This window comes from Promicromonospora soli, assembly GCF_014653785.1.
GTDB lineage: Bacteria > Actinomycetota > Actinomycetes > Actinomycetales > Cellulomonadaceae > Promicromonospora > Promicromonospora soli.
This window is the reverse complement of record NZ_BNAS01000002.1, coordinates 283,121-302,464: the sequence shown is the minus strand read 5'-3', so window position 1 is coordinate 302,464 and position 19,344 is coordinate 283,121. Positions and strand designations below refer to the sequence as shown.

General features: G+C 70.5%; 15 protein-coding genes. 12 read left to right on the top strand and 3 right to left on the bottom strand.

What is annotated here, in order from left to right; translation table 11 throughout:
* The first annotated feature begins 134 nt into the window (after positions 1–134).
* Positions 135–1,226 (top strand): NADH:flavin oxidoreductase/NADH oxidase, encoded by a 1,092-nt coding sequence (locus IE250_RS07125; RefSeq protein ID WP_189668596.1) that lies wholly within the window; start codon positions 135–137, stop codon positions 1,224–1,226.
* 547 nt (positions 1,227–1,773) lie between these two features.
* On the opposite strand, the gene IE250_RS07120 is transcribed toward IE250_RS07125, so the two are convergent.
* Positions 1,774–2,604 (bottom strand): HAD family hydrolase, encoded by an 831-nt coding sequence (locus IE250_RS07120; RefSeq protein WP_189668595.1) that lies wholly within the window; start codon positions 2,602–2,604, stop codon positions 1,774–1,776.
* Between the two features lie 287 nt (positions 2,605–2,891).
* Here IE250_RS07120 and IE250_RS07115 point away from each other — a divergent pair, with 287 nt between their 5' ends.
* The 9 genes from IE250_RS07115 to IE250_RS07075 all read left to right on the top strand — a co-directional run bounded on the left by IE250_RS07115 (position 2,892) and on the right by IE250_RS07075 (position 9,247).
* A complete protein-coding gene (locus tag IE250_RS07115) occupies positions 2,892–3,680 on the top strand; it encodes a CpaE-like family protein (RefSeq protein WP_189668594.1) in 789 nt (262 codons plus the stop codon).
* Positions 3,677–4,837 carry a TadA family conjugal transfer-associated ATPase gene (locus IE250_RS07110; RefSeq protein ID WP_189668593.1) on the top strand — a complete coding sequence of 387 codons (1,161 nt, stop codon included), beginning with the start codon at positions 3,677–3,679 and terminating at the stop codon, positions 4,835–4,837. The genes IE250_RS07115 and IE250_RS07110 overlap by 4 nt, the downstream gene beginning before the upstream one ends.
* The gene (locus IE250_RS24400; protein ID WP_229872230.1) at positions 4,831–5,976 is read left to right on the top strand and encodes a type II secretion system F family protein; all 1,146 of its coding nucleotides are present in this window, start codon (positions 4,831–4,833) and stop codon (positions 5,974–5,976) included. The genes IE250_RS07110 and IE250_RS24400 overlap by 7 nt, the downstream gene beginning before the upstream one ends.
* A 183-nt stretch (positions 5,977–6,159) precedes the next feature.
* Entirely contained in the window at positions 6,160–6,378 is a 219-nt protein-coding gene (locus IE250_RS07100) for a DUF4244 domain-containing protein (RefSeq protein WP_189668592.1), read from the top strand.
* Positions 6,379–6,381: 3 nt separating this feature from the next.
* On the top strand, positions 6,382–6,726 hold the full coding sequence (locus IE250_RS07095; RefSeq protein ID WP_189668591.1) for a TadE family type IV pilus minor pilin: 345 nt from the start codon (positions 6,382–6,384) through the stop codon (positions 6,724–6,726).
* Positions 6,711–7,127 (top strand): Rv3654c family TadE-like protein, encoded by a 417-nt coding sequence (locus tag IE250_RS07090; RefSeq protein WP_189668590.1) that lies wholly within the window; start codon positions 6,711–6,713, stop codon positions 7,125–7,127. The genes IE250_RS07095 and IE250_RS07090 overlap by 16 nt, the downstream gene beginning before the upstream one ends.
* A gap of 57 nt (positions 7,128–7,184) precedes the next feature.
* Positions 7,185–8,147 carry an ABC transporter ATP-binding protein gene (locus IE250_RS07085; protein WP_229872229.1) on the top strand — a complete coding sequence of 321 codons (963 nt, stop codon included), beginning with the start codon at positions 7,185–7,187 and terminating at the stop codon, positions 8,145–8,147.
* Positions 8,144–9,010: an ABC transporter permease gene (locus IE250_RS07080; protein ID WP_189668588.1), complete on the top strand. Its 867-nt coding sequence runs from the start codon at positions 8,144–8,146 to the stop codon at positions 9,008–9,010. The genes IE250_RS07085 and IE250_RS07080 overlap by 4 nt, the downstream gene beginning before the upstream one ends.
* 3 nt (positions 9,011–9,013) lie before the next feature.
* Complete coding sequence (locus tag IE250_RS07075; protein WP_229872228.1) at positions 9,014–9,247, top strand: helix-turn-helix transcriptional regulator; 234 nt, start codon at positions 9,014–9,016, stop codon at positions 9,245–9,247.
* A 7-nt stretch (positions 9,248–9,254) separates the two neighbouring features.
* On the opposite strand, the gene IE250_RS07070 is transcribed toward IE250_RS07075, so the two are convergent.
* Entirely contained in the window at positions 9,255–11,885 is a 2,631-nt protein-coding gene (locus IE250_RS07070; protein ID WP_229872227.1) for a DEAD/DEAH box helicase, read from the bottom strand.
* Positions 11,886–12,088: 203 nt separating this feature from the next.
* Here IE250_RS07070 and IE250_RS07065 point away from each other — a divergent pair, with 203 nt between their 5' ends.
* Both IE250_RS07065 and IE250_RS07060 read left to right on the top strand, forming a co-directional pair.
* On the top strand, positions 12,089–15,259 hold the full coding sequence (locus tag IE250_RS07065; protein ID WP_189668587.1) for a hypothetical protein: 3,171 nt from the start codon (positions 12,089–12,091) through the stop codon (positions 15,257–15,259).
* A 49-nt stretch (positions 15,260–15,308) separates the two neighbouring features.
* On the top strand, positions 15,309–17,618 hold the full coding sequence (locus tag IE250_RS07060; protein WP_189668586.1) for a hypothetical protein: 2,310 nt from the start codon (positions 15,309–15,311) through the stop codon (positions 17,616–17,618).
* Between the two features lie 128 nt (positions 17,619–17,746).
* On the opposite strand, the gene IE250_RS07055 is transcribed toward IE250_RS07060, so the two are convergent.
* Positions 17,747–19,327, bottom strand: a complete 1,581-nt coding sequence (locus tag IE250_RS07055; RefSeq protein ID WP_189668585.1) for a UDP-N-acetylglucosamine 1-carboxyvinyltransferase — start codon at positions 19,325–19,327, stop codon at positions 17,747–17,749.
* Positions 19,328–19,344: the final 17 nt, after the last annotated feature.

The following is a 19,344-nucleotide window of genomic DNA, read 5'->3' as shown; positions in this document are numbered from 1 at the left end:
GCGCTGCCTTGGCGTTCTCTCTGCCCGGTGAGTGTAGTCCCGGACAGTGACACCCCTCACAACCCGATGTCACGTCCTGAGATGGGGGCGCCCGCCGCGGAATGGCCGGGCGACCGGCCACGTTGCGGGTTGACGTGAGCCTCCTCTTCCAACCGATGGCCCTGCGCGGCCTGTCCCTCCCCAACCGCGTCTGGCTCGCGCCCATGTGCGAGTACTCCGCGGTCGATGGCGTCCCGAACGACTGGCACCTCGTCCATCTCGGGTCCCGCGCGGTGGGCGGGTTCGGGCTGGTCCTGACCGAGGCCACCGCCGTCGTGCCGGAGGGGCGCATCGCCCCGGAGGACACAGGCATCTGGAACGACGAGCAGACCGCCGCATGGAAGCGCATAGTCGACTTCGTGCACGAGCGCGGGGCGCGAATCGGCATCCAGCTCGCCCACGCGGGGCGCAAGGCGTCCACGTTCCGCCCGTGGTCGCCCGTGCACGGCACCGTCCCGGCGTCCGACGGCGGATGGCCGACCGTCGGGCCGTCGGCCTCCGCATACCCGGGTTACGACGCCCCCGACGAGATGACACCTGCGCAGGTGGCGGACGTTCCCGAGCAGTTCGCGGCAGCCGCACGCCGGGCCCGCGAGGCCGGGTTCGACGCGGTCGAGGTGCACGCCGCGCACGGCTACCTGCTCCACCAGTTCCTGTCGCCGCTCGCGAACTTCCGCACCGACGCCTACGGCGGTTCGCCGGAGGGGCGCTCGCGGCTCGTCGAGGAGACGGTGGGAGCCGTGCGGTCGGCATGGCCGGACGAGCTGCCGGTGCTCGTGCGGCTGTCCGCGACCGACTGGCTCGAGAACGGGCTCGGCGTGGACGACGTCGCCGCCGTGGCCGGTCGCCTCGGCAGGCTGGGTGCGGATCTCATCGACGTCTCGACCGGCGGCGTGGCACCCGCGACGATCGCCGTCGGTCCGGGCTACCAGGTGCCGCATGCGCGCCGGATGCGCGAGCTGACGGGGCTGCCGGTCAGCGCGGTCGGGCTGATCAGTGACCCGGCCCAGGCCGAGCAGATCCTCGTGGAGGGCTCGGCGGACGCCGTCATGCTCGGGCGCGAGGCCCTGCGCGACCCGTACTGGCCGCTGCGCGCGGCGCACACTCTGGGCGAAAAGATAGGGACGCTGCCCGTGGATTCCGGGGTTGGGATGCAGCCTCAGTACAACCGCGCCCAGTGGCGGTGACTGGTGGTGACGGCTGTGCGGTGAGCGCGAATCCCGTCCGGCGGCGCTTCACGCCGGGAGGAATGTCGAGCCGGTGATTCTTTTCCAGCCGGCGTGCATTCCGCGAAACGATTCGCCGTGCGGCCGGGCTCCTCGCATTTTCCGACAGCTATCCGGAAGTGCGAGGGCCCGGCCACCGCGGTGGCGAGATCTCGGCCCACGAGTACGGTGTCCGGGAGCATCCTCAAGCCGGATACCGCTCTCACCAGTTGGCGGGGTGACCGTGCACTTCGCTCGCCGCCGAAGGGCCTAGACCCTTTCGACCCCAGGGCACGATCCCTTCCGCCCTGAATTCTTGCTGTGAACACAATCACACTGCCTTCTGCAAACAAAAGCAACCTGAGCGGACCGATCTTCACAATTGCCAATTCCTGTCATGTCTGCAATTGGCGGGGAAAATCTTCGGCTTGCCTTGGCTTGACCTGATGCGGTAGTTAGGTCGACCCCATGGCTTGGGATACGGCGCTTTGGTTCGGCAGCCGGAATACCACCGTCTTGCGGTTCGACCTCAGCGGCGCCGTGCCCGGCGCCGGGCGGCACGCCAGACCAGCCAGACCGTGACGCCCACCGCCACCACGCCCACCACCGCGAGGAGCGGGACGGGTTCGATGCGCGGACGCAGGGCGATCGGGCGGGTGAACGCGAGCACGCCCCAGCCGGACCGCAGCGCTCGGCGCCTGAGCACCCGGTCCGGGTTGACCACGTAGGCGTGGCCGACGGCGGCGAGCATCGGGGCGTCCGTGATGGAGTCCGAGTAGGCGAAGCTCCGCGCGAGGTCGTAGTCCTCGCGAGCGGCGAGCCGGCGGACGCCCACCGCCTTGTTGTCGCCGTAGTTGTAGAAGTCGATCCCGCCGGTGAAGCGGCCGTCCCGGACCGTCATCTCGGTAGAGAGCACATGGTCCGCGCCGAGCGCGGCGGCGATGGGCTCCACCAGCACGGCGGCCGACGCCGACACGACCACTACGTCCCGGCCGGCCGCGTGGTGCTCGTCGATCAGCTCGACCGCCTCCGCGTAGACGTACGGGTCGATGAGCTCGTGCACCGTCTGGGTCACGATCTGCCGGACCTTCTCCACGTCCCAGCCCGTGACGAGCGACGAGAGGTGGGCGCGCATCCGCTCCGTCTGGTCCGCGTCGGCGTTGCCGATCATGAAGACGAAGTGGGCGTACGCACTGCGCAGCACATCGGCGTGCGAGAGCAGCCCGCCCGCGATGAACGGCTTGGAGAAAGCGGCCGACGAACTGGTGGCGATGATCGTCTTGTCGAGATCGAAGAACGCGGCGGTGCGCGGTGCCCGCGACAGCGGTCGGGGAGCGATCTGGGGAACCTGCTCGGTCACCACCCGAGCCTAACGGGGTGGGCTCGCCGTCGGACATCACTTTGCAGGTTTTTCGGGCACCTGGATGAACTCGTCCGTTCGAACGGCGGTCCCTGCCCACGACGGGACAGGCGGGCGAGTCCGACCACAGGCACCGCTTTCCGCCGTCTGTGCACAGCTGCGCCGGCCTGGCCATCGCGGTGGGACACCGATCGCCCAACCTGATTCCGGAGCCCGGGTGGAGTGCCCGGGTCGTGCCGGGCGGGTGCCCGGCGGATGCCCGGGGCAGCCCAGGCGGAGGAGGCGCGATGGTCAGCACAGTGGACGGCGTCCAGCCCGAGCCGGGGCGCGTGATCGGCGTGGTCGGGGCGTGCGGCGGCGCGGGTACGTCCGTGGTGGCCGCATGTGTGGCCCATGGGCTGCGCCGGAGCGGCGAGCGCGCCACCCTCGTGGATCTCGACGCTCACGCGCCGGGGACGGACCTGCTGCTCGGGTCCGACGGCGGGAGCGGCGCGCGCTGGCCGGACCTCGTCGAGGCGCGCGGCGACGTCGAGGGCGTCGGTGTGGTCGCGGCGTTGCCCCGATGGGGAGTCGTTCCCGTGCTGAGCGGTACCGCGTCAGGCGGTCCACCGGACGACGATGTAGTGCTCGACGTCTGTCGCGGGCTCGTGCGAGCCGGCGAGACGCTGGTGCTCGACCTGCCGCGTCCCGGCGCCTGGGGTACCGCGACCCGGCGGGGCGTCGGGCCGGCGGCCGAAGCGCCGGGCAACGCCGGCCTCGCCGTCCGCACCCTGCTGGCGGAGTGCGAGACGGTGCTGCTCGTGGTGCCGCTGACGCTGCCGGCGACCGTCGGCGCGCAACGGGTTCGCGACGCTTTGCGCCGAGTCGGCGTGCCCGACGTGCGGGTAGTTGCGCGCGGCCCGGCGCCCGGGGCGGTCGAGGAGGACGACGTCGCCGCAGCCCTGGGACTGCCCGTCGTCGCGGCCGTTGGTCGGGACGCAGGGTTGGCCCGGGCGATCGAACGGGGCGAGGGCCCGGCGATCGCACACCGGACCACGCTCGGCCGGTTCGCAGCCGACATGGCAGCCGCCCTGTGAGCGCGCCGGCGGTCGAGATCTCCCTGCTCGACGACGTCCGCGCCCGGCTCGCGTCCGGTCGCACCGGCGCGGGCGCGGCCGTACGCGACGCGGTGCGGGACAGCGGGCGGGTGCTCGGGTCGGACGCGCTGCAGGACCTGGAGCGCGCCGCACGGGCCGAGCTCACGGGCGCCGGGCCGCTGCAGCCGCTGCTCGACGCGCCCGACGTGACCGACGTGCTCGTCAACGGTCCCGGCGACGTGTGGGTCGACCGTGGCGCGGGGCTCGAGGGGGTCCCGGTGGAGCTCGGATCGGCCTCCGAGGTGCGGGCGCTCGCCGTCCGGCTGGCCGCGCTCGGCGGGCAGCGCCTCGATGACGCCTGCCCCACCGTGGACGCGCGCCTGCCCGACGGCACGCGCCTGCACGCCGTCCTGGAACCGCTCGCCGAAACAGGCGCCGTGGTCTCGCTACGGGTCCTGCGCGCCCGCGCGTTCACGCTCGAGGAGCTTGTGGCCGGTGGCGCCCTGCCCGACCAGTGGGCGGGTCTCCTGCGGTCGCTCGTCCGGCGGCGGGCGAACGTGCTGGTCAGCGGGGGAACAGGCACCGGCAAGACGACGCTGCTCGCCGCCCTGCTCTCCCTGGTGCCCGACGACGAGCGGATGGTGACCGTCGAAGAGGCGCGCGAGCTGCGACCGGCGCACCCGCACGTGGTCCATCTCGCCGCCCGACGCGCCAACGTCGAGGGCGCTGGGGCGGTGGACCTCGCCGACCTCGTGCGGAACGCGCTGCGCATGCGTCCCGACCGGATAGTGCTCGGCGAGTGCCGTGGCGCCGAGGTGCGCGAGGTCCTCATGGCTATGAACACCGGCCACGACGGCGGCTTCGCGACCCTGCACGCCAACGCCGTCGCCGTGGTGCCGGCGAGGCTGGAGGCGCTCGCGGGCCTGGCCGGGATGACCCGGGAGGCCGTGGCAGCGCAGGCCGCAGGTGCGCTGGACGTGGTGCTGCACCTCAGGCGATCGCGCGGGGCCCGGTACCTGGCGGAGATCGGGCTGGTGGGGCGCGCCCGGGGCGGGGAGCTGGAGGTGCGGACGGCCGCGCGCTGGGACGGGAGCGGCGGCTGGGAGATCGAGCCGCACGCGTGGGGCGAGCTGGCCGGGAGGTACGGGCCGTGGTGAGGGTCGCGGAGTCGCTCGGCGTGGGCCTGCTCGTCGCGGTCGGGGCCTGGCTGGTGCTGGCGCGCGGTGGTCGCCGGCTACGGGAGGTGCTGGTTCCGTCGGGTCCTCTTCGGGGTGCTGTCGCAGACCCTGTCCTCGGCGCGGTCCCCGGCGCCGAGCCGGTGCCGAGCACGCGTACGGCTCCGTGGGTCCGCAGTCGACCGGCCGCACGAGGTCCCGGCGGCGACGTCCGGGTGGTCGTGCTGCAGGTGGTCGCGCTGCTCAGGGCCGGGTCGCCGCCCGGGGCGGCATGGTCGCGCGCCGTCGGCGTCGGGGTGGACCTCACGGGCGTGCCCGACGTCGAGGCGCTGGCCCGGGTGCTCGGCGTCCGGCATGCGGAGGCGGTCGTGGCCGCGACCCGGCTCGCGCTCGACGTCGGTGCCCCGCTCGGGCGGGTGCTGGAGCAGGTGGCCGGAACGCTGGTGGCGGAGGCCGAGGCGCGTGCCGAACGGGACGCGGTGCTCGCCGGTCCGCGGACCACGGGGCGGCTGCTCATGTGGCTGCCGATCGCCGGCGGGTTCCTCGGGTGGGCCCTCGGCGCCGACCTGGTGGCGACGGCCACGGACGGTGGTGTCGGCACGGCGGCGGTCGGAGCGGGCGTGGTGCTGCTCGTGGCGGGACGCGTCTGGTCGGACCGGCTGGTGGCGGCCGCACGCGGCGCCGATCCGCCCGGTGTGGACGTCCAGGTGGTGCTGGAGCTGGTGGCTGCCGCGATGCGGGCCGGCTCAGGTGTGCCGCGGGCGCTGGAGGCGACCGGCACCGCGGTCGGTGGGCCGGACGGCGAGGTGCTCACCCGGGCGGCCCACGCCCTCGTGCTCGGCGCCACGTGGGAGCGGTCGTGGGCCTACGCCCCGGCGGCGCTCGCCCCGATGGTCCGGGCACTGCGGGGTGCCTGGCTGGACGGCGCCGCACCGGGCGAGGCGCTCCGGGCTGCCGGCGAGGAGGTGCGGCACGAGCGGAGCTCCACGGCACGGACTGCGGCCGCGCGGCTCGGGGTGCGGCTCGTGCTCCCGCTCGGCGCCTGCTACCTGCCGGCGTTCGTGCTGGTGGGCCTGGTTCCGGTGCTGCTGGCGCTGGGGATCGACCTGCTCACGGGCTGAGCCGGCGCCGGACGTCGGCGTCGCACGGCGGCGTCCGACGCCGCCCAGGAGAGAGGACTTCGGCGCGCGCCCCGCGTGCGCCGATGCCGCCCGCCGCACGGCGGGCGGGGCCCGCCGTGCGGGCCGTACAAGGTGCCTGCGTGCGGGCCGGGATGCCCGGACACGGGCGGAGAAGGAGGAGACATGACGATGACGACGGTGGTGGCCTGCCCCGAACCGGAGGAGCGGTCGCAGGCGGAGGTCGACGAGCGCGAGTCGGAGAGAGGGCTGGCTACCGCCGAGTACGCGATCGCGACGCTCGGTGCTGCCGCCTTTGCGGGCGCACTGATGGCGATCCTCAAGGGTGGTGACGTGAAGGCGATGCTCACGTCGCTGATCCAGTCGGCGCTCTCGACCGGCTGACCCATGGCGGAGCGTGAGTCGGACCGGGGCACCGTCACGGCGGAGCTGGCGATCGGCCTGCCCGTCGTGGTCCTCGTGCTGGTTGCCGTGCTCACCCTCGCGGCCGCGTCCACGGCGCAGATGCGCGCCTTGGACGCGGCCCGTGCGGGGGCGCGGGCGGTGGCGATCGGGGAGCCGGAGTCGGCGGTAGCAGCGGCTGTGGCGCAGGTCGGCGGACCCGAGGCCGAGATGTCGCTCGTGCACGAGGGCGAGTGGGCCCGCGTGACAGTTGTGCGGCCGGTCGCCGGCGGCTGGCTGTCGGGGCCGCTGCGGGCCACGGGCACAGCGGTTACATGGGTGGAGCCGTGAGGGCCGGGCGGCGTGATCCCGAACGCGGCGCGGGCACCGTCCTGGTTCTCGGGATCGTTGCCGCGATCCTGCTGCTCGCGCTCGGGATCGCGGCGCTCGGCACTGCCCAGAACGTCCGCGGCGCAACGCAGGCCGCGGCGGACCTCGGCGCGCTCGCCGGTGCCACCGCACTGCGTGACGGGTTCGACCCGTGCGAGACGGCGCGTGCCGCGGTGGCCCGCAACGGTGCCGAGATCGCGTCGTGTGAAGTGTTTGACGGCGGCGTGGTGCGGGTCGTGGCTACGCGGGAGGCGCCCGGACCGGGCGGGGAGCTCAGCGGCGCCCTGGGCCAGGCGCGAGCGTCTGCGCGAGCCGGGCCGCGGGTCGTTGGGACACATGGACCGGGAGCGGAAATGGGATGACATGGCTCCGTTACGACTTGTAGTATTTCTGCTATGGACAGTACGGAGGATGCGATGATGGCTCCCAGTGCGCCTCCGCCGACGGGCGAGGTGGCGCTCGACGTGCGTGACCTACGGATGCGGTACGGGACGAAGGACGTGCTCACGGGGGTGTCGTTCACGGCGCACCGGGGCGAGGTCGTCGCCCTGCTCGGGCCGAACGGAGCGGGCAAGACCACCACCATCGAGATCCTCGAGGGCTTCCGCATGCGGTCGGCCGGCTCGGTCTCGGTGCTCGGGCACGATCCGGCACACGGTGACGAGGCGTGGCGCGCGCGGCTGGGTGTCGTCCTCCAGTCGTGGCGTGATCACGGCCGATGGCGGGTGCGGGACCTGCTCGGGTACCTCGCCCGGTTCTACGCGCCGTACGCGACTCCCGAGGTCTCGCGGCCGTGGGACGTGGACGAGCTGATCGCGGTGGTGGGCCTGACGGAGCAGGCGAACGCCAAGGTGCAGACGCTGTCGGGCGGCCAGCGGCGGCGCCTGGACGTGGCGATCGGCATCGTCGGCCGGCCGGAGCTCGTGTTCCTCGACGAGCCGACGGCGGGCTTCGACCCGCACGCCCGGCGGGAGTTCCACGACCTGGTGCACCGCCTGGCGGACTTCGAGAACACAACGGTCCTGCTCACGACGCACGACCTGGACGAGGCCGAGAAGCTGGCCGACCGGATCCTCGTGCTCGACGAGGGCACGATCGTCGCCAACGGTTCCGCGGAGCAGCTCGCGCGCGAGCTGACCACTCAGGCGGAGGTGCGCTGGACGTCCGAGGGGCGCCGGCACGTCCACGCCGTGATGGAAGGCGACCCCACTGGGTTCGTCCGCCAGCTGCTGGCGGACGACCGTGGCGTCACGGAGCTTGAGGTCCGACGGGCAAGCCTCGAGGACACCTACATGTCGCTCGTCCACCGAGCCGAGACGGAGCAGGCACAGCAGACGGGGCAGATCGAGCAGGCCGAACCGGCCGAGGAGGTGCAGTCATGACCACGACCACAAAGCCCGACGCGCGATGGGCGGCCGTGCGCGCAGGGGTCTCTCGAGGTCTGCTCGAGACCAAGTACTCGATCCAGGAGCCGAGCGACTTCATCTGGTACCTGGCGTTCCCTGTCATCTACGTGGTGGTCATGCTGTTCATGCGGGGCAGCACCGTACCCGGCACCGACTTCGCGCTGGGGGCCATGGTGCTACCGAGCCTGGTCGGCATGTCGATCGCGTTCGGCGGGCTGCAGGGACCGGCCGGCACCATCGCGGTCGACCGGGAGGACGGCACGCTGCTACGGGCGAAGGCGACACCCAACGGGATGGTCGGCTATCTCGTCGGCAAGATCCTGATGTTCACACTCACCACGCTGATGAGCCTGGTCGCGCTGGTCATCCCCGCCGTCACGGTCGCGGGCGACCTGCGGCTGGACGCCCGCACCTGGCTCCTGCTGGTACTGATCTTCGGTGTCGGAATGCTCGCGACCGTACCGATCAGCGTCGCGCTCGGTTCGCTGTTGAAGACCGCTGGACAGACTGGACTGCTGTTCCTGGCGTCGATGCTCCTGATCGTCCCCTCCGGGATCTTCTACCCGATCACCGCGCTTCCCGAGTGGCTGCAGTGGGTGGGGCAGGCGTTCCCGTACTACTGGCTCGGGCTGGGTGCGCGGTCGGCGATGCTCCCGGAGAGCATGGTCACGGCGGAGATCGGCGAGTCGTGGCGCACGTTCGAGATGTTCGCGGTGCTCGGCGTCTGGGCAGTCGTGGGTATGGTGCTCGCGCCGATCGTGCTCCGCAAGATGGCCCGCAGAGAATCGGGTTCCACGGTGGCCGCGGCCCGGGAGCGCTACATGGCCAAGGGGTACTGAGTGGTGGCAGAGCAGTCCGACGTCGTCCACAACCGCATAGCGATGCTGCGTGCCGAGCGCGGCGTCTCGCGGCGTGAGCTCGCCGAGGCGCTCGGGGTCCACTACCAGACCGTCGGGTATCTCGAGCGGGGCGAGTACAGCCCATCGCTGCACCTCGCGCTGCGGATAGCGGAGTACTTCGGCGTCGCCGTCGAGGTCGTGTTCTCGACGACACCGTTCAGGCGGCTCGGCGAATAGCCAAGAGCTAGCCGTGCGCCTTGCCGTCAGGCGTGCCCTGGGGCGCGTGCGAGAGCACGGCCTCCAGGAGTCGCACCGCCGCTGCCTTGTCGAGCGGGGCGTTGTACGAGCCGCACTTCGGCGACTGCACGCATGCCGGGCACCCGTCGGCGCAGGGGCAGGCCGCTATCGCGTCGCGGGTGGCCCGGAGCCACGTCGCGCCCAGGTCGTAGGCCCGCTCCGCGAAGCCTGCTCCGCCGGGGTACGCGTCGTAGACGAACACGGTGGCCTCGCCCGTATCCGGGTGCAGCTCGGTCGATACCCCACCGAGATCCCAGCGGTCGCACGTCGCCAGGAGCGGCAGCAGCCCGATCGACGCGTGCTCCGCGGCGTGCAGCGCGCCGGGCGCCTGCTCGGGGGAGATGTCGGCGGCCCGCAGCACGAACTCGGGCACCGACCACCACACGGCGACGGTGCCGAGGGTGTGCTCGGGCAGGTCGAGCTGTTCCGTGCCCAGTACCTGCATGTCCGGGATGCGCCGCCGCTGGAAGCTCACCACCTGCGACGTCACCTCGACCGGCCCGAGGCCCCACGTGACCGGCCCCCACTCCAGGGTCACCAGGTCGTGGCCCGGGCCGTCCTCGCCCCGGGGCGCGGCGGCCTCGTCGGGCGCCTCGGCGTGTTGGTCCCAGCCCTCGATCGCCACCGACATGACCGAGCGCGACCACGTCCCGTAGTCGAGCCGCCGCCGCTGCACGACTGCGGTGTGGTCGGCCAGGTCGAGGTGCGTCACCACGTAGGTGGTGCCCTGGTGCACGTAGACGGCGCCGTCGTGCACCTGGCCGTCCGCGGACGCCGCGTCGACCGTCCCCAGCATCCGGCCCGTCCCCTGCTCCACCACCCGCACGGGCGACCCGCCCGCGCCGCGCAGGTCGGTGAGGCTCGCGGCGGCCTGGTGGTGGGTCCAGTACCACCCCGAAGTCCGACGCCGGAGCGCACCCCGGGCGACCAGCACGTCAAGGATCCCCCGCACATGGGCGGGGTCGCCGAACGCCGCAAGGTCCTCGGACCGCAGCGGCGACTCCTGGGCCGCCGCACACAGGTGGGGCGCAAGCACGTGCGGGTTCGCAGGGTCGAACACTGTGGCCTCGAGCGGGGCGTCGAACACCGCCTCGGGGTGGGTCACGAGATAGGTGTCGAGCGGGTCCTCGCGCGCTACGAACGCGACCAGGCCGTCCGCACCGGCCCGCCCGGCGCGGCCCGCCTGCTGCCACAGCGACATGCGAGTGCCCGGCCACCCTGCGATGAGCACCGCGTCGAGGCCGGAGATGTCCACACCGAGCTCGAGCGCGTTGGTCGTCGCCAGGCCGAGGAGGTCACCCGTGCGGAGCGCCTGCTCCAGCTCGCGGCGTTCCTCCGGCAGGTAGCCGCCGCGGTACGCCGCGATCCTGCGGGCGGCGTCGGGCGCCGCGTGGCGCAAGTGGTCGCGGGCCTGCTGGGCCACCGACTCCGCGCCGCGCCGCGACCGGGTGAACGCGAGGGTCCGGGCGCCGGCCGCCGCGAGGTCGGCGAGCAGGTCGGCGACCTCGGCGGTCGCCGACCGGCGAGGGTGCTCCGGCGGGGCCTCGGTGGCGACGGCGTCGGCCTCGGGATCCGGCTCGGCAGCGGGCAGGGCCCAGGGATCCGGCTCGGCGAGATCGGCAGGTCGCATCGAGATCGGTCCATCGGTGGGCCGATCTCGATGCGAAGCACCGACCTCGGCGCCGGGGCCGACGTCGGCGGGCGGGCGCCAGCCCACGATCTCCGGCGGCTGCCACAACACAACGGTGCGGCGTCCGGAGGGTGAGGCGTCCTCGGTGACGGCGGCGACGTCGTCGGGCCGCACGCCGATGAGGCGCGCCGCGCTGACTGCTGGCTCCGCCGTCGTCGCCGAGGCGACGACGAACGTGGGCGAGCCCTCTCCGTACCGCGCCGAGAGACGCGCGAGCCGCCGCAGCACCAGCGAGACGTGCGCGCCGAAGACGCCACGGTAGGCGTGCCCCTCGTCGACGACTACGTACCGCAGCCCCTTCAACAACCGCGACCAGCGCCGATGGTTCGGCAGCAGGGCGTAGTGCAGAAAGTCGGGGTTGGTGAGGACGACGTCGGCGTGGTCCTGCACCCAGGAGCGCTCCTCGCGCGAGGTGTCGCCGTCGCACGTGGCGACACGGACGTCCCGCGTGCCGGCCGCCTCGAGGATTCGTTCGAGCGCGTTGAGCTGGTCCGCGGCCAGCGCCTTGGTGGGGCTGAGGTAGATGGTCGTGGGGCGGACGTGCGCCGACTCGATGTTCCCCGGGTCGAGCGCCGCGGCGGCGGCAGCGGACCGGACCGCGGACAGCGCGGGGAGCCAGAACGCGAGCGACTTGCCCGACCCCGTCGACGTGGCCAGGGCAGTGTGCCGGCCCTGGTGGACGAGGTCGGCGGCCACGGCCTGGTGCGTCCACGGCCGGTCGACGCCGAGCCGCCGGTACCCCTGCACCACCGTCGCGTCGGCCCAGCGGGGCCAGGCCGCGTGCTCCGCCGTGCGCTCCGGGAAGATGCGCGACGCCGTCAGCCGGCCGGCGCGCGCTTCACCCGCGAGGAGCACCTCGAGGAGGGGGTGGGTGGAGACGTCGGGCACGCGGACAGTGTCGCACCGGGGTGCGGCGGCGCGTAGACCGGTTCGTATCCGGTGCCGTTCAAGGGGCGTGTGGGGCCGGGTCCCGATGATGCTCCGTTGAGGGCGACCCACTTCACCCGCTGATTCACCCGTCCTCGACGGTTTTGCGGCTTCTCAGCCGATACATTCCGAGCACCCCTCACGTACATCCTCGGAGTGCAGTCATGTCACGCTCGTTCGAAGGCCCGTCGCTGTCGCGACGGGCGCTCTCGTCACTTGTTGCCTTCGGCGCGACAAGTGCCCTGGTCGTCGGGCTGGGACCCGGGGCGACGGCCGTACCTGTCGTAGTGGCTCCTTCTGCGGATGCGCCCCGGTTCGTTCAGGAGGGCACCCCGGTCGAGGTCGGCGGCCAGGCGGTGCCCTGGGGAGCCGGTCTCGGACTCAGGGGCGAGGGCGACACCAGGTACGCATGGGAGCTGCCTTCCGGTGTGACGCACACAGCGATCTCGACGGGCAGCGCGGGCTCCGCTGGTCTGGCGATGATGCTGCGCAGTGACGGCCAGGTCGTCGGCATGGTGGACGATGATCGATTCTCCCAGCCGGTGATCCCTGCGCTTCCCGACGGCCTCGAGTACACGGCAGTCTCCGCCGGCGAGAGCGGCGCGAGCTTCCTTCTTCGGTCAGACGGCGAGCTCATCACGGTCCTTCGGGGGACGGTGCCCGTCCCGCAGATCCCAGCCTTACCCGCTGGGATGTCCTATGTCGCGGTTGACGCCGGCCTTGCCGGTGCGTATGCGGTCCGTTCTGACGGTCAGATCGTAGGTTTCAAGGCAGGTTGGAGTAGTTCACTTCCTTTGACCTGCGCTGACGCGTTCTCTCCCCCGGCAGGTCTCAAGTACACCGCGATCAACGTCGACCATCTCAGCTGGGCCGCTCTGCGTTCCGATGGCGCAGTCGTGTACTGCTTCTGGGGCAGCTCGGCCGCCGAGGTGCTCGTGCCGGACGTCGGGACTCGATACACGGGTGTCAAGGTCACCCGGGGCGCCAACGACACCACTCGGAACTATGGCTATGCGGCACGCGACGACGGCGCGATCACCGCATTCGGCTTCGCTCCTGCGCCCGCCCAGGTGCCGCTGGGACGAACCGTCGTCGGGTTGGCGGCGTACGAGCGCTCCACCAACGGGGAGCCAATTCCTGGCGGGGCTGCGGTGCTCGACGACGGAACGGTCATGACCTGGGGCGGTGCGGAATCCGATCTGCCGCCCGAGATCCCGGGTGTGCCGGGCTTCGCCGCCCTCTCGAGCTCGAGCTCGGAGAAGTGGCTGATCCGAAGGGGCAACCCCGTCTCGGTCGAGATGGAGGTCACGTCGTCCACCACCGTGAACTACAACGAGCGGACGGACGTCGAGGTCAGGGTCATGGCGGGGCAGGTCTCTCCGACGGGCGTGGTGCGACTCGGTTACTTGCTCGACGACGGTACGACGTGGTGGGAGGACGCTCCGCAGCGTGTCGTGGACGGTCGTGTGACGTTCAGCTTCAAGGCGTACCCCGAGGGCACCTACCACAGGATGCTCAGGTTCGACGGTCCGCCGTTCACGACGACCGAGCTCCCCGTCGACTTCGTCGTGCGTCCGCAGCAGCCTTCAACGCTCACTGTCGACATGCCCGAGTCTTGGCGTGTGGGTGAGTCCGGTGTCTACGTGCAGACCCACGTGACGGCCGAAGGCGGTGCCTCGACCGAGGGCGGCTCGCTCAGGGTGATCGCCGAGGCCACCGGTGAGGCACTGAGCACAAGCTCCTATCTGGGGCGCCTGAAGATCGATACGAGCGTTCTTCCCGTCGGTGGCAACCAGCGGGTTCGTGTCGACTATCTGTCCGAGGGGCCGGCTGCTTCGACATCGTGGGTGGGTAGGGTGACGGTCCTGCCCACGCCAGAAACAGTGACGACCGCAGAGTCCGAACTGGTCGTCGACTACGCGGACTACAGCGCGCTGCTCGATGTCGATGTCTCGGTCAGGACCCGCGATGGCTCACGTCTGGGGGTTGGCAGCTTCGAGATCCGTGCCGCGGACGGAACGGTGCTGGGTTCATCCGGACAGCTCTGGGACGACGAATCGGGCGTTCTGACCGACTCGGTGTACGTGTACTTGGACGAGATGCCACCCGGTGAGTACCCGGTCACCGTCGCCTGGGTCCCGACACACGACTGGGACCTTGCTCATCCCACAGGTGAGACGCTGCCTTCCCAGTGGACCGGGACACTGACGATCCGCAAGGCTCCTACCTCGACGCGTGTCGCCACCTCCAACGGGTTCGAGTACGGCCGAGACACGTCGGTCAGCGTCGCGGTCGTCCCCAGCACCATCACTGATGTCGAAGGTGAGCTCGTGGCCAAGATCGATGGTGTGGAAGTTGGTCGCGCTGACGTCGTGCGCGACCGTACTGATACTTCCGGCGTGGGCGTGTCCGTTCCGGTGCTGCTGAGCGGCGTGTCGGCGGGTACGCATCAGCTTGAGATCTCTTACCTCGGATCGGATCGGCTGAAGCCGTCTGCTGTTTCCCAGCAGATCGAGGTGGCTCGAGCAGCTTTCTCCGCTCCTGCCGTCACGGTCGTCGGGACAGCCCAGGTCGGCGCAACGCTCACCGCGAACCGAGGAACGTGGACGCCGGTCCCTTCTTCGATGACTTATGTGTGGATGGCCGACGGCGTACCGATCGCCGGCGCCACGACGTCGAGTCTCACTGTTCCTGAGTCAGCGCTGGGCAAGCGGATCAGCGTGGCCGTGACCGGAGCTCGTGCGAACTACACGAACCTGACGCGAACGAGCACCCAGACGGTGCCAGTCCTTGGGGTGTTTGCCCCATCGAGGTTGCCGTCCGTCTCCGGCACTGTCCAGGTCGGTAAGACCCTCACGGCAAACCGGTGGACCTGGGCGCCGACGCCCACGACGGTCAAGTACCAGTGGCGCCTCGACGGCAACGCCGTCTCCGGTGCGACCTCGAAGACCTGGACGGTCCCGGCGTCGGCCAAGGGCAAGAAGGTCTCCGTCGCGATCACCGGAGCGAGGACGGGCTACACGACGAAGACCCTCGTCAGTCCCACAACAGCGGCTGTCAAGGCCGGCGCGTTCGTCGCGCCGAAGCCGACGGTCACGGGCACGGTCAAGGTCGGCTCCACGCTCAAGGCCGTGCGCGGCACGTGGACCCCGCAGCCGTCCACGGTGAAGTACCAGTGGAAGGTCGGCGGTGTCGCGGTCAAGGGGGCGACCAACTACTGGTTCAAGGTGCCGACCTCGGCCAAGGGCAAGCGGGTTGCCGTCGTGGTCACCGGCTCGCGGACGGGTTACGTGACGAAGACGGTGACCAGCGCGTTGACCAGCATGGTCCGCTGACGAACTCCCCGCAATTCTTCAGGTAGTCCCTCACCAGCTAGGAAACTCTATGCACGCTACGGACAACAGGGCTTCACACCGTGCGACGACGCGAGGCGTCCTTGCCGGAGCAATAACGGGTGCGCTCATTGCAGCAATGTTCCCGTCCACGGCGATTGCGCAGGATGTCTCACCAAGCGAACCTGCTGACACCCAGGCAATGGAGAACACGTACATCGACAGCTTCGTCCAGGAGGGCACCCCGGCACCGGTTGGCGGGCGCCTCATCCAGCTCGATCCGTTCTCCATCGAAGGCCCGTCGTACTCGATGACGAAGGGCGGCGGGTATCCGTTCTCTGGTGAGATGAGCGTCGAGGACGGTGTGCTGGACACGGCATTCGTGTCGTTCTCCCGGATCGCGGCGGTCTACCGGAGCGATGGCTCGATCGAACAGTTCGACGATGGCGGCAACTGGATGCCGGACGTGCCGGCAGAGAGCGACGTACTCAGCATGGCAGGCAGCTCGAGCTTCGGGTCCGCGTTCGTTGTCACGGGTGACGGCGATCTCACCACCGCCTACTGGGAGTGGCAGCAGATTCTCCCCGAGGATCCGCAGGATCTTGGCTACTCCGCCGTCGCTGCCGGCGACGGCCTCGTCTATGCGCTCCGCGGTAACGGAGAGGTTGTCGGTTTCGCCAAGCCCGTCGACAGGCCGCGGCTCAAGTGCCTGGACCACTGGGTGCCGGCTGGCGGGACTCGGTACACGGCGATCAGCGCGGCGGGCGGGAGCTGGATGGCGCTCCGATCTGATGGCGCTGTCGTGACGTGCGGTTACGCAGAAGGCCCAGACCCCTACGTCGGCGAAGTCCATGCTGCTCCGAGTGGCTCGACATACGTGGGTGTCGACGCCGGCCGGGTCTACGGACTGGCCGCCTCGACCACAGGTGCGGTCATGTCGTTCGGCTCCACCAGCCTGGTTCCGCCGCAGCCGCCGGATGGGTCTTCGGTCGTCGGGCTCTCAGCGGGAGCCAGGACCGGCGCATACATCCTGAGCGACGGCTCTTTGACGACGTGGGGCAAGCCGCTCACAATGCCCGACTTACCTGTGGGAACAGATCGATTCATCGCGGTCAGCGAAGACTCGTGGGGTAGCACGTACGCCATCTGGGCACATGAAGTCCTGGATCTAAGCATCGACGTAACCGTTCCGGAGAGCGTGCGGATCGGTCAGCCGGTGAACGCAAGGGTCGAGGTTGCGCTCGACGGCGTCTATCGTCCGAACGGGAAACTCTGTCTCGTGGACTACAGCGAGAGCACGGACGCACTGTGCGCGTTCGTGGTGTCGGATGGCGTAGGCACCATCCGGATCGAGACGGACGAAAGCATCGCGAGCTCGATCCAGGGACCTGGTACTCGTAAGTTCGGCTTCGGTTTCATCAGCCCGGTCGGCCGGTTCACCTACACGACAGCGACGTTCGAGGTGCTCCCGCCGGCAGCTACGCAGCTTACGGCAAGCGTGCCGGCGAACTATGCACCGGGTACTGAGGTCACTGCGTCCTTCATCGTGAACGTTGAGGACGAGACGGTTCCCGCCGGCGAGGTCTTGCTGCGAGCGGTCATTGGAGAAGATGACGATGACCTCGGATACACGGACGACGACGTGAACCTTGGCTATGTAAGTGTGGAATCGACCGATCCTGTCGTGGTGGACATCGACTCGAATGCCTTGCCGGACGGGCAGTACGCCATCAAGGCGAAGTACATCCCCGAGAGCCGATTCTATGGTTGGTACGCCCCGACCGCTCCGGCGCAGTGGCGAGGAACGCTGACCGTCGGGACGAACTTCGTGGCCTCCCGGTCCCCCTCCATCTCGGGCACTGTCCAGGTCGGTAAGACCCTCACGGCAAACCGGTGGACCTGGGCGCCGACGCCCACGACGGTCAAGTACCAGTGGCGCCTCGACGGCAACGCCGTCTCCGGTGCGACCTCGAAGACCTGGACGGTCCCGGCGTCGGCCAGGGGCAAGCGGGTCACCGTCGCGATCACGGGCTCCAAGGTGGGCTACGCGACCAAGACCCTCGTGAGCCCCGCGACGGAGGCGGTGCGGGCGGGCGTGTTTGTCGCGCCTCGTCCCACGATCACGGGTACCGCGAGCGTGGGCTCCACGTTGAGGGTGGTTCGCGGCACGTGGTCTCCGCAGCCGACGACGGTGAGGTACCAGTGGAAGGTCGGCGGCGTCGCGGTCAGGGGGGCCACGGACTATCTGTTCAGGGTGCCGGCCTCCGCGAGGGGCAAGCGGATCGTCGTGACCGTGACGGGCTTGCGCGCGGGCTACACGACCAAGACCGTCACGGCTGAGCCGACCAGCGTGATCCGTTGAACGTGCCTGGCCCGACTGTCCGCGGACGTCGGATCCCGTCCTCAAGATCGGGCTCGGCCAGCTGACCGGAGCGACCCACATGAGTCGCCCCGGTCAGCTGGCGGTCGGTCAGCGGCCGGCGGACCAGCTCAGTCGCGGAAGGTCTCGATCCGCGCGCCGAGCTCGATGAGGCGTTCGGCCAGCTGCTCGTAACCGCGGGCGATGATGTCGACGTCGCGCAGTACCGACGTCCCGGTGGACGCGAGCATCCCGAGGAGGATGACCACGGCCGGCCGCAGGGCCGGCGGGCAGCTCACCTCGGCGCCGCGCCAGCGCGTCGGGCCGTTGACCTGGAGCCGGTGGGCGTCCATGAGTCGCACGTCCGCGCCGAGGCGGGTGAGGTCGGTGAGATGGATGGCCCGGTTCTCGTAGACCCAGTCGTGGATGAGCGTGCTGCCGGTTGCACGAGCCGCGATCACGGCGAAGAACGGCAGGTTGTCGATGTTCAGGCCGGGGAACGGCATCGAGTGGATCTTGTCGATCGGCGCGCGCAGCTCACTCGGGTGGACGGTGACGTCGACCAGCCGGGTGCGCCCGTTGTAGGCCACGTACTCCGGGCTCAAGGTGTACTCCTGGCCCATCTCGGCGAGCGTGGCGAGCTCGATCTCCATGAACTCGATCGGCACCCGCGCGACGGTGATCTCGGATCCGGTCACGATGCCGGCCGTCAGGAGGCTCATCGCCTCGACCGGGTCCTCGGAGACCGTGTACTCGACGTCGTTCTCGAACCTGGTGCGGCCCTGGACACGCAGAGTGGTCGTGCCGATGCCTTCGATCCGCACGCCCAGCTGCTCGAGGTAGAAGCACAGGTCCTGGACCATGTAGTTGGGGCTGGCGTTCCGGAGCGTGGTCACACCGTCGCGGCCCGCGGCCGCCATCAGCGCGTTCTCGGTCACGGTGTCGCCCCGCTCGGTGAGGACGATCGACAGGTCGCCGCTGCCGGGCGTGACCCGCGCCTGGTAGTGGCCGGCCGTGGCGGTGACGTCGAGCCCGAACCGGCGCAGCGCGATCATGTGCGGCTCGACGGTGCGGGTGCCGAGGTCGCAGCCACCGGCATACGGAAGCTCGAAGGCCGGCTCGAGCCCCAGCAGCGGACCGAAGAACATGATGATCGAACGCGTCCGGACAGCTGCGTCGACGTCGATGGCAGCCAGGTCGAGCGACTCGGGCCGGACGATCTCGAGATCACGCCCGTTCGGCGCCCACGTGGCGCGCACCCCGATGGAGCGGAGCACGTCGAGGATGCGATCCACCTCGACGATCCGGGCGACGTTTCGCAGCACCGTCCGACCGTGGTTGAGCAGCGAAGCGCACAGCAGGGCCACTGCGCCGTTCTTGGACGAGTTCACCTCGATCCGGCCCGAGAGCTGGTGCCCGCCCTCGACGCGCAGGTGCGTGCGCTTGGGCGCGCCGACGGTGATCAGCTCGGAGTCGAGGGCGGCGCTGATGCGGCCGATCATCTCAAGGCTGAGATTCTGCGCACCCTGCTCGATGCGGTGCACGGCGCTCTGGCTCGTGTTGAGCCGCTCGGCGAGCTGTGCCTGGGTGAGCCCGCGGTGTTGCCGGGCTCCTCGGACCAGGGCACCTACCTGGGCAGCGTCCACGGCGGGGATCGATCCGGTCAGTGGGCGTTCTGTGCTGGCGATAGTCACGGTAGGACCGTAACTCATATATGAGATAGAGGCAC

Excerpts from the sequence above, each read along its gene's own strand:
- IE250_RS07115 (WP_189668594.1), top strand. The coding sequence starts at position 2,892 with ATGGTCAGCACAGTGGACGGCGTCCAGCCCGAGCCGGGGCGCGTGATC.
- IE250_RS07100 (WP_189668592.1), top strand. The coding sequence starts at position 6,160 with ATGACGATGACGACGGTGGTGGCCTGCCCCGAACCGGAGGAGCGGTCG.
- IE250_RS07095 (WP_189668591.1), top strand. The coding sequence starts at position 6,382 with ATGGCGGAGCGTGAGTCGGACCGGGGCACCGTCACGGCGGAGCTGGCG.
- IE250_RS07090 (WP_189668590.1), top strand. The coding sequence starts at position 6,711 with ATGGGTGGAGCCGTGAGGGCCGGGCGGCGTGATCCCGAACGCGGCGCG.
- IE250_RS07085 (WP_229872229.1), top strand. The coding sequence starts at position 7,185 with ATGGCTCCCAGTGCGCCTCCGCCGACGGGCGAGGTGGCGCTCGACGTG.
- IE250_RS07080 (WP_189668588.1), top strand. The coding sequence starts at position 8,144 with ATGACCACGACCACAAAGCCCGACGCGCGATGGGCGGCCGTGCGCGCA.
- IE250_RS07065 (WP_189668587.1), top strand. The coding sequence starts at position 12,089 with ATGTCACGCTCGTTCGAAGGCCCGTCGCTGTCGCGACGGGCGCTCTCG.
- IE250_RS07060 (WP_189668586.1), top strand. The coding sequence starts at position 15,309 with ATGCACGCTACGGACAACAGGGCTTCACACCGTGCGACGACGCGAGGC.
- IE250_RS07055 (WP_189668585.1), bottom strand. The coding sequence starts at position 19,327 with ATGAGTTACGGTCCTACCGTGACTATCGCCAGCACAGAACGCCCACTG.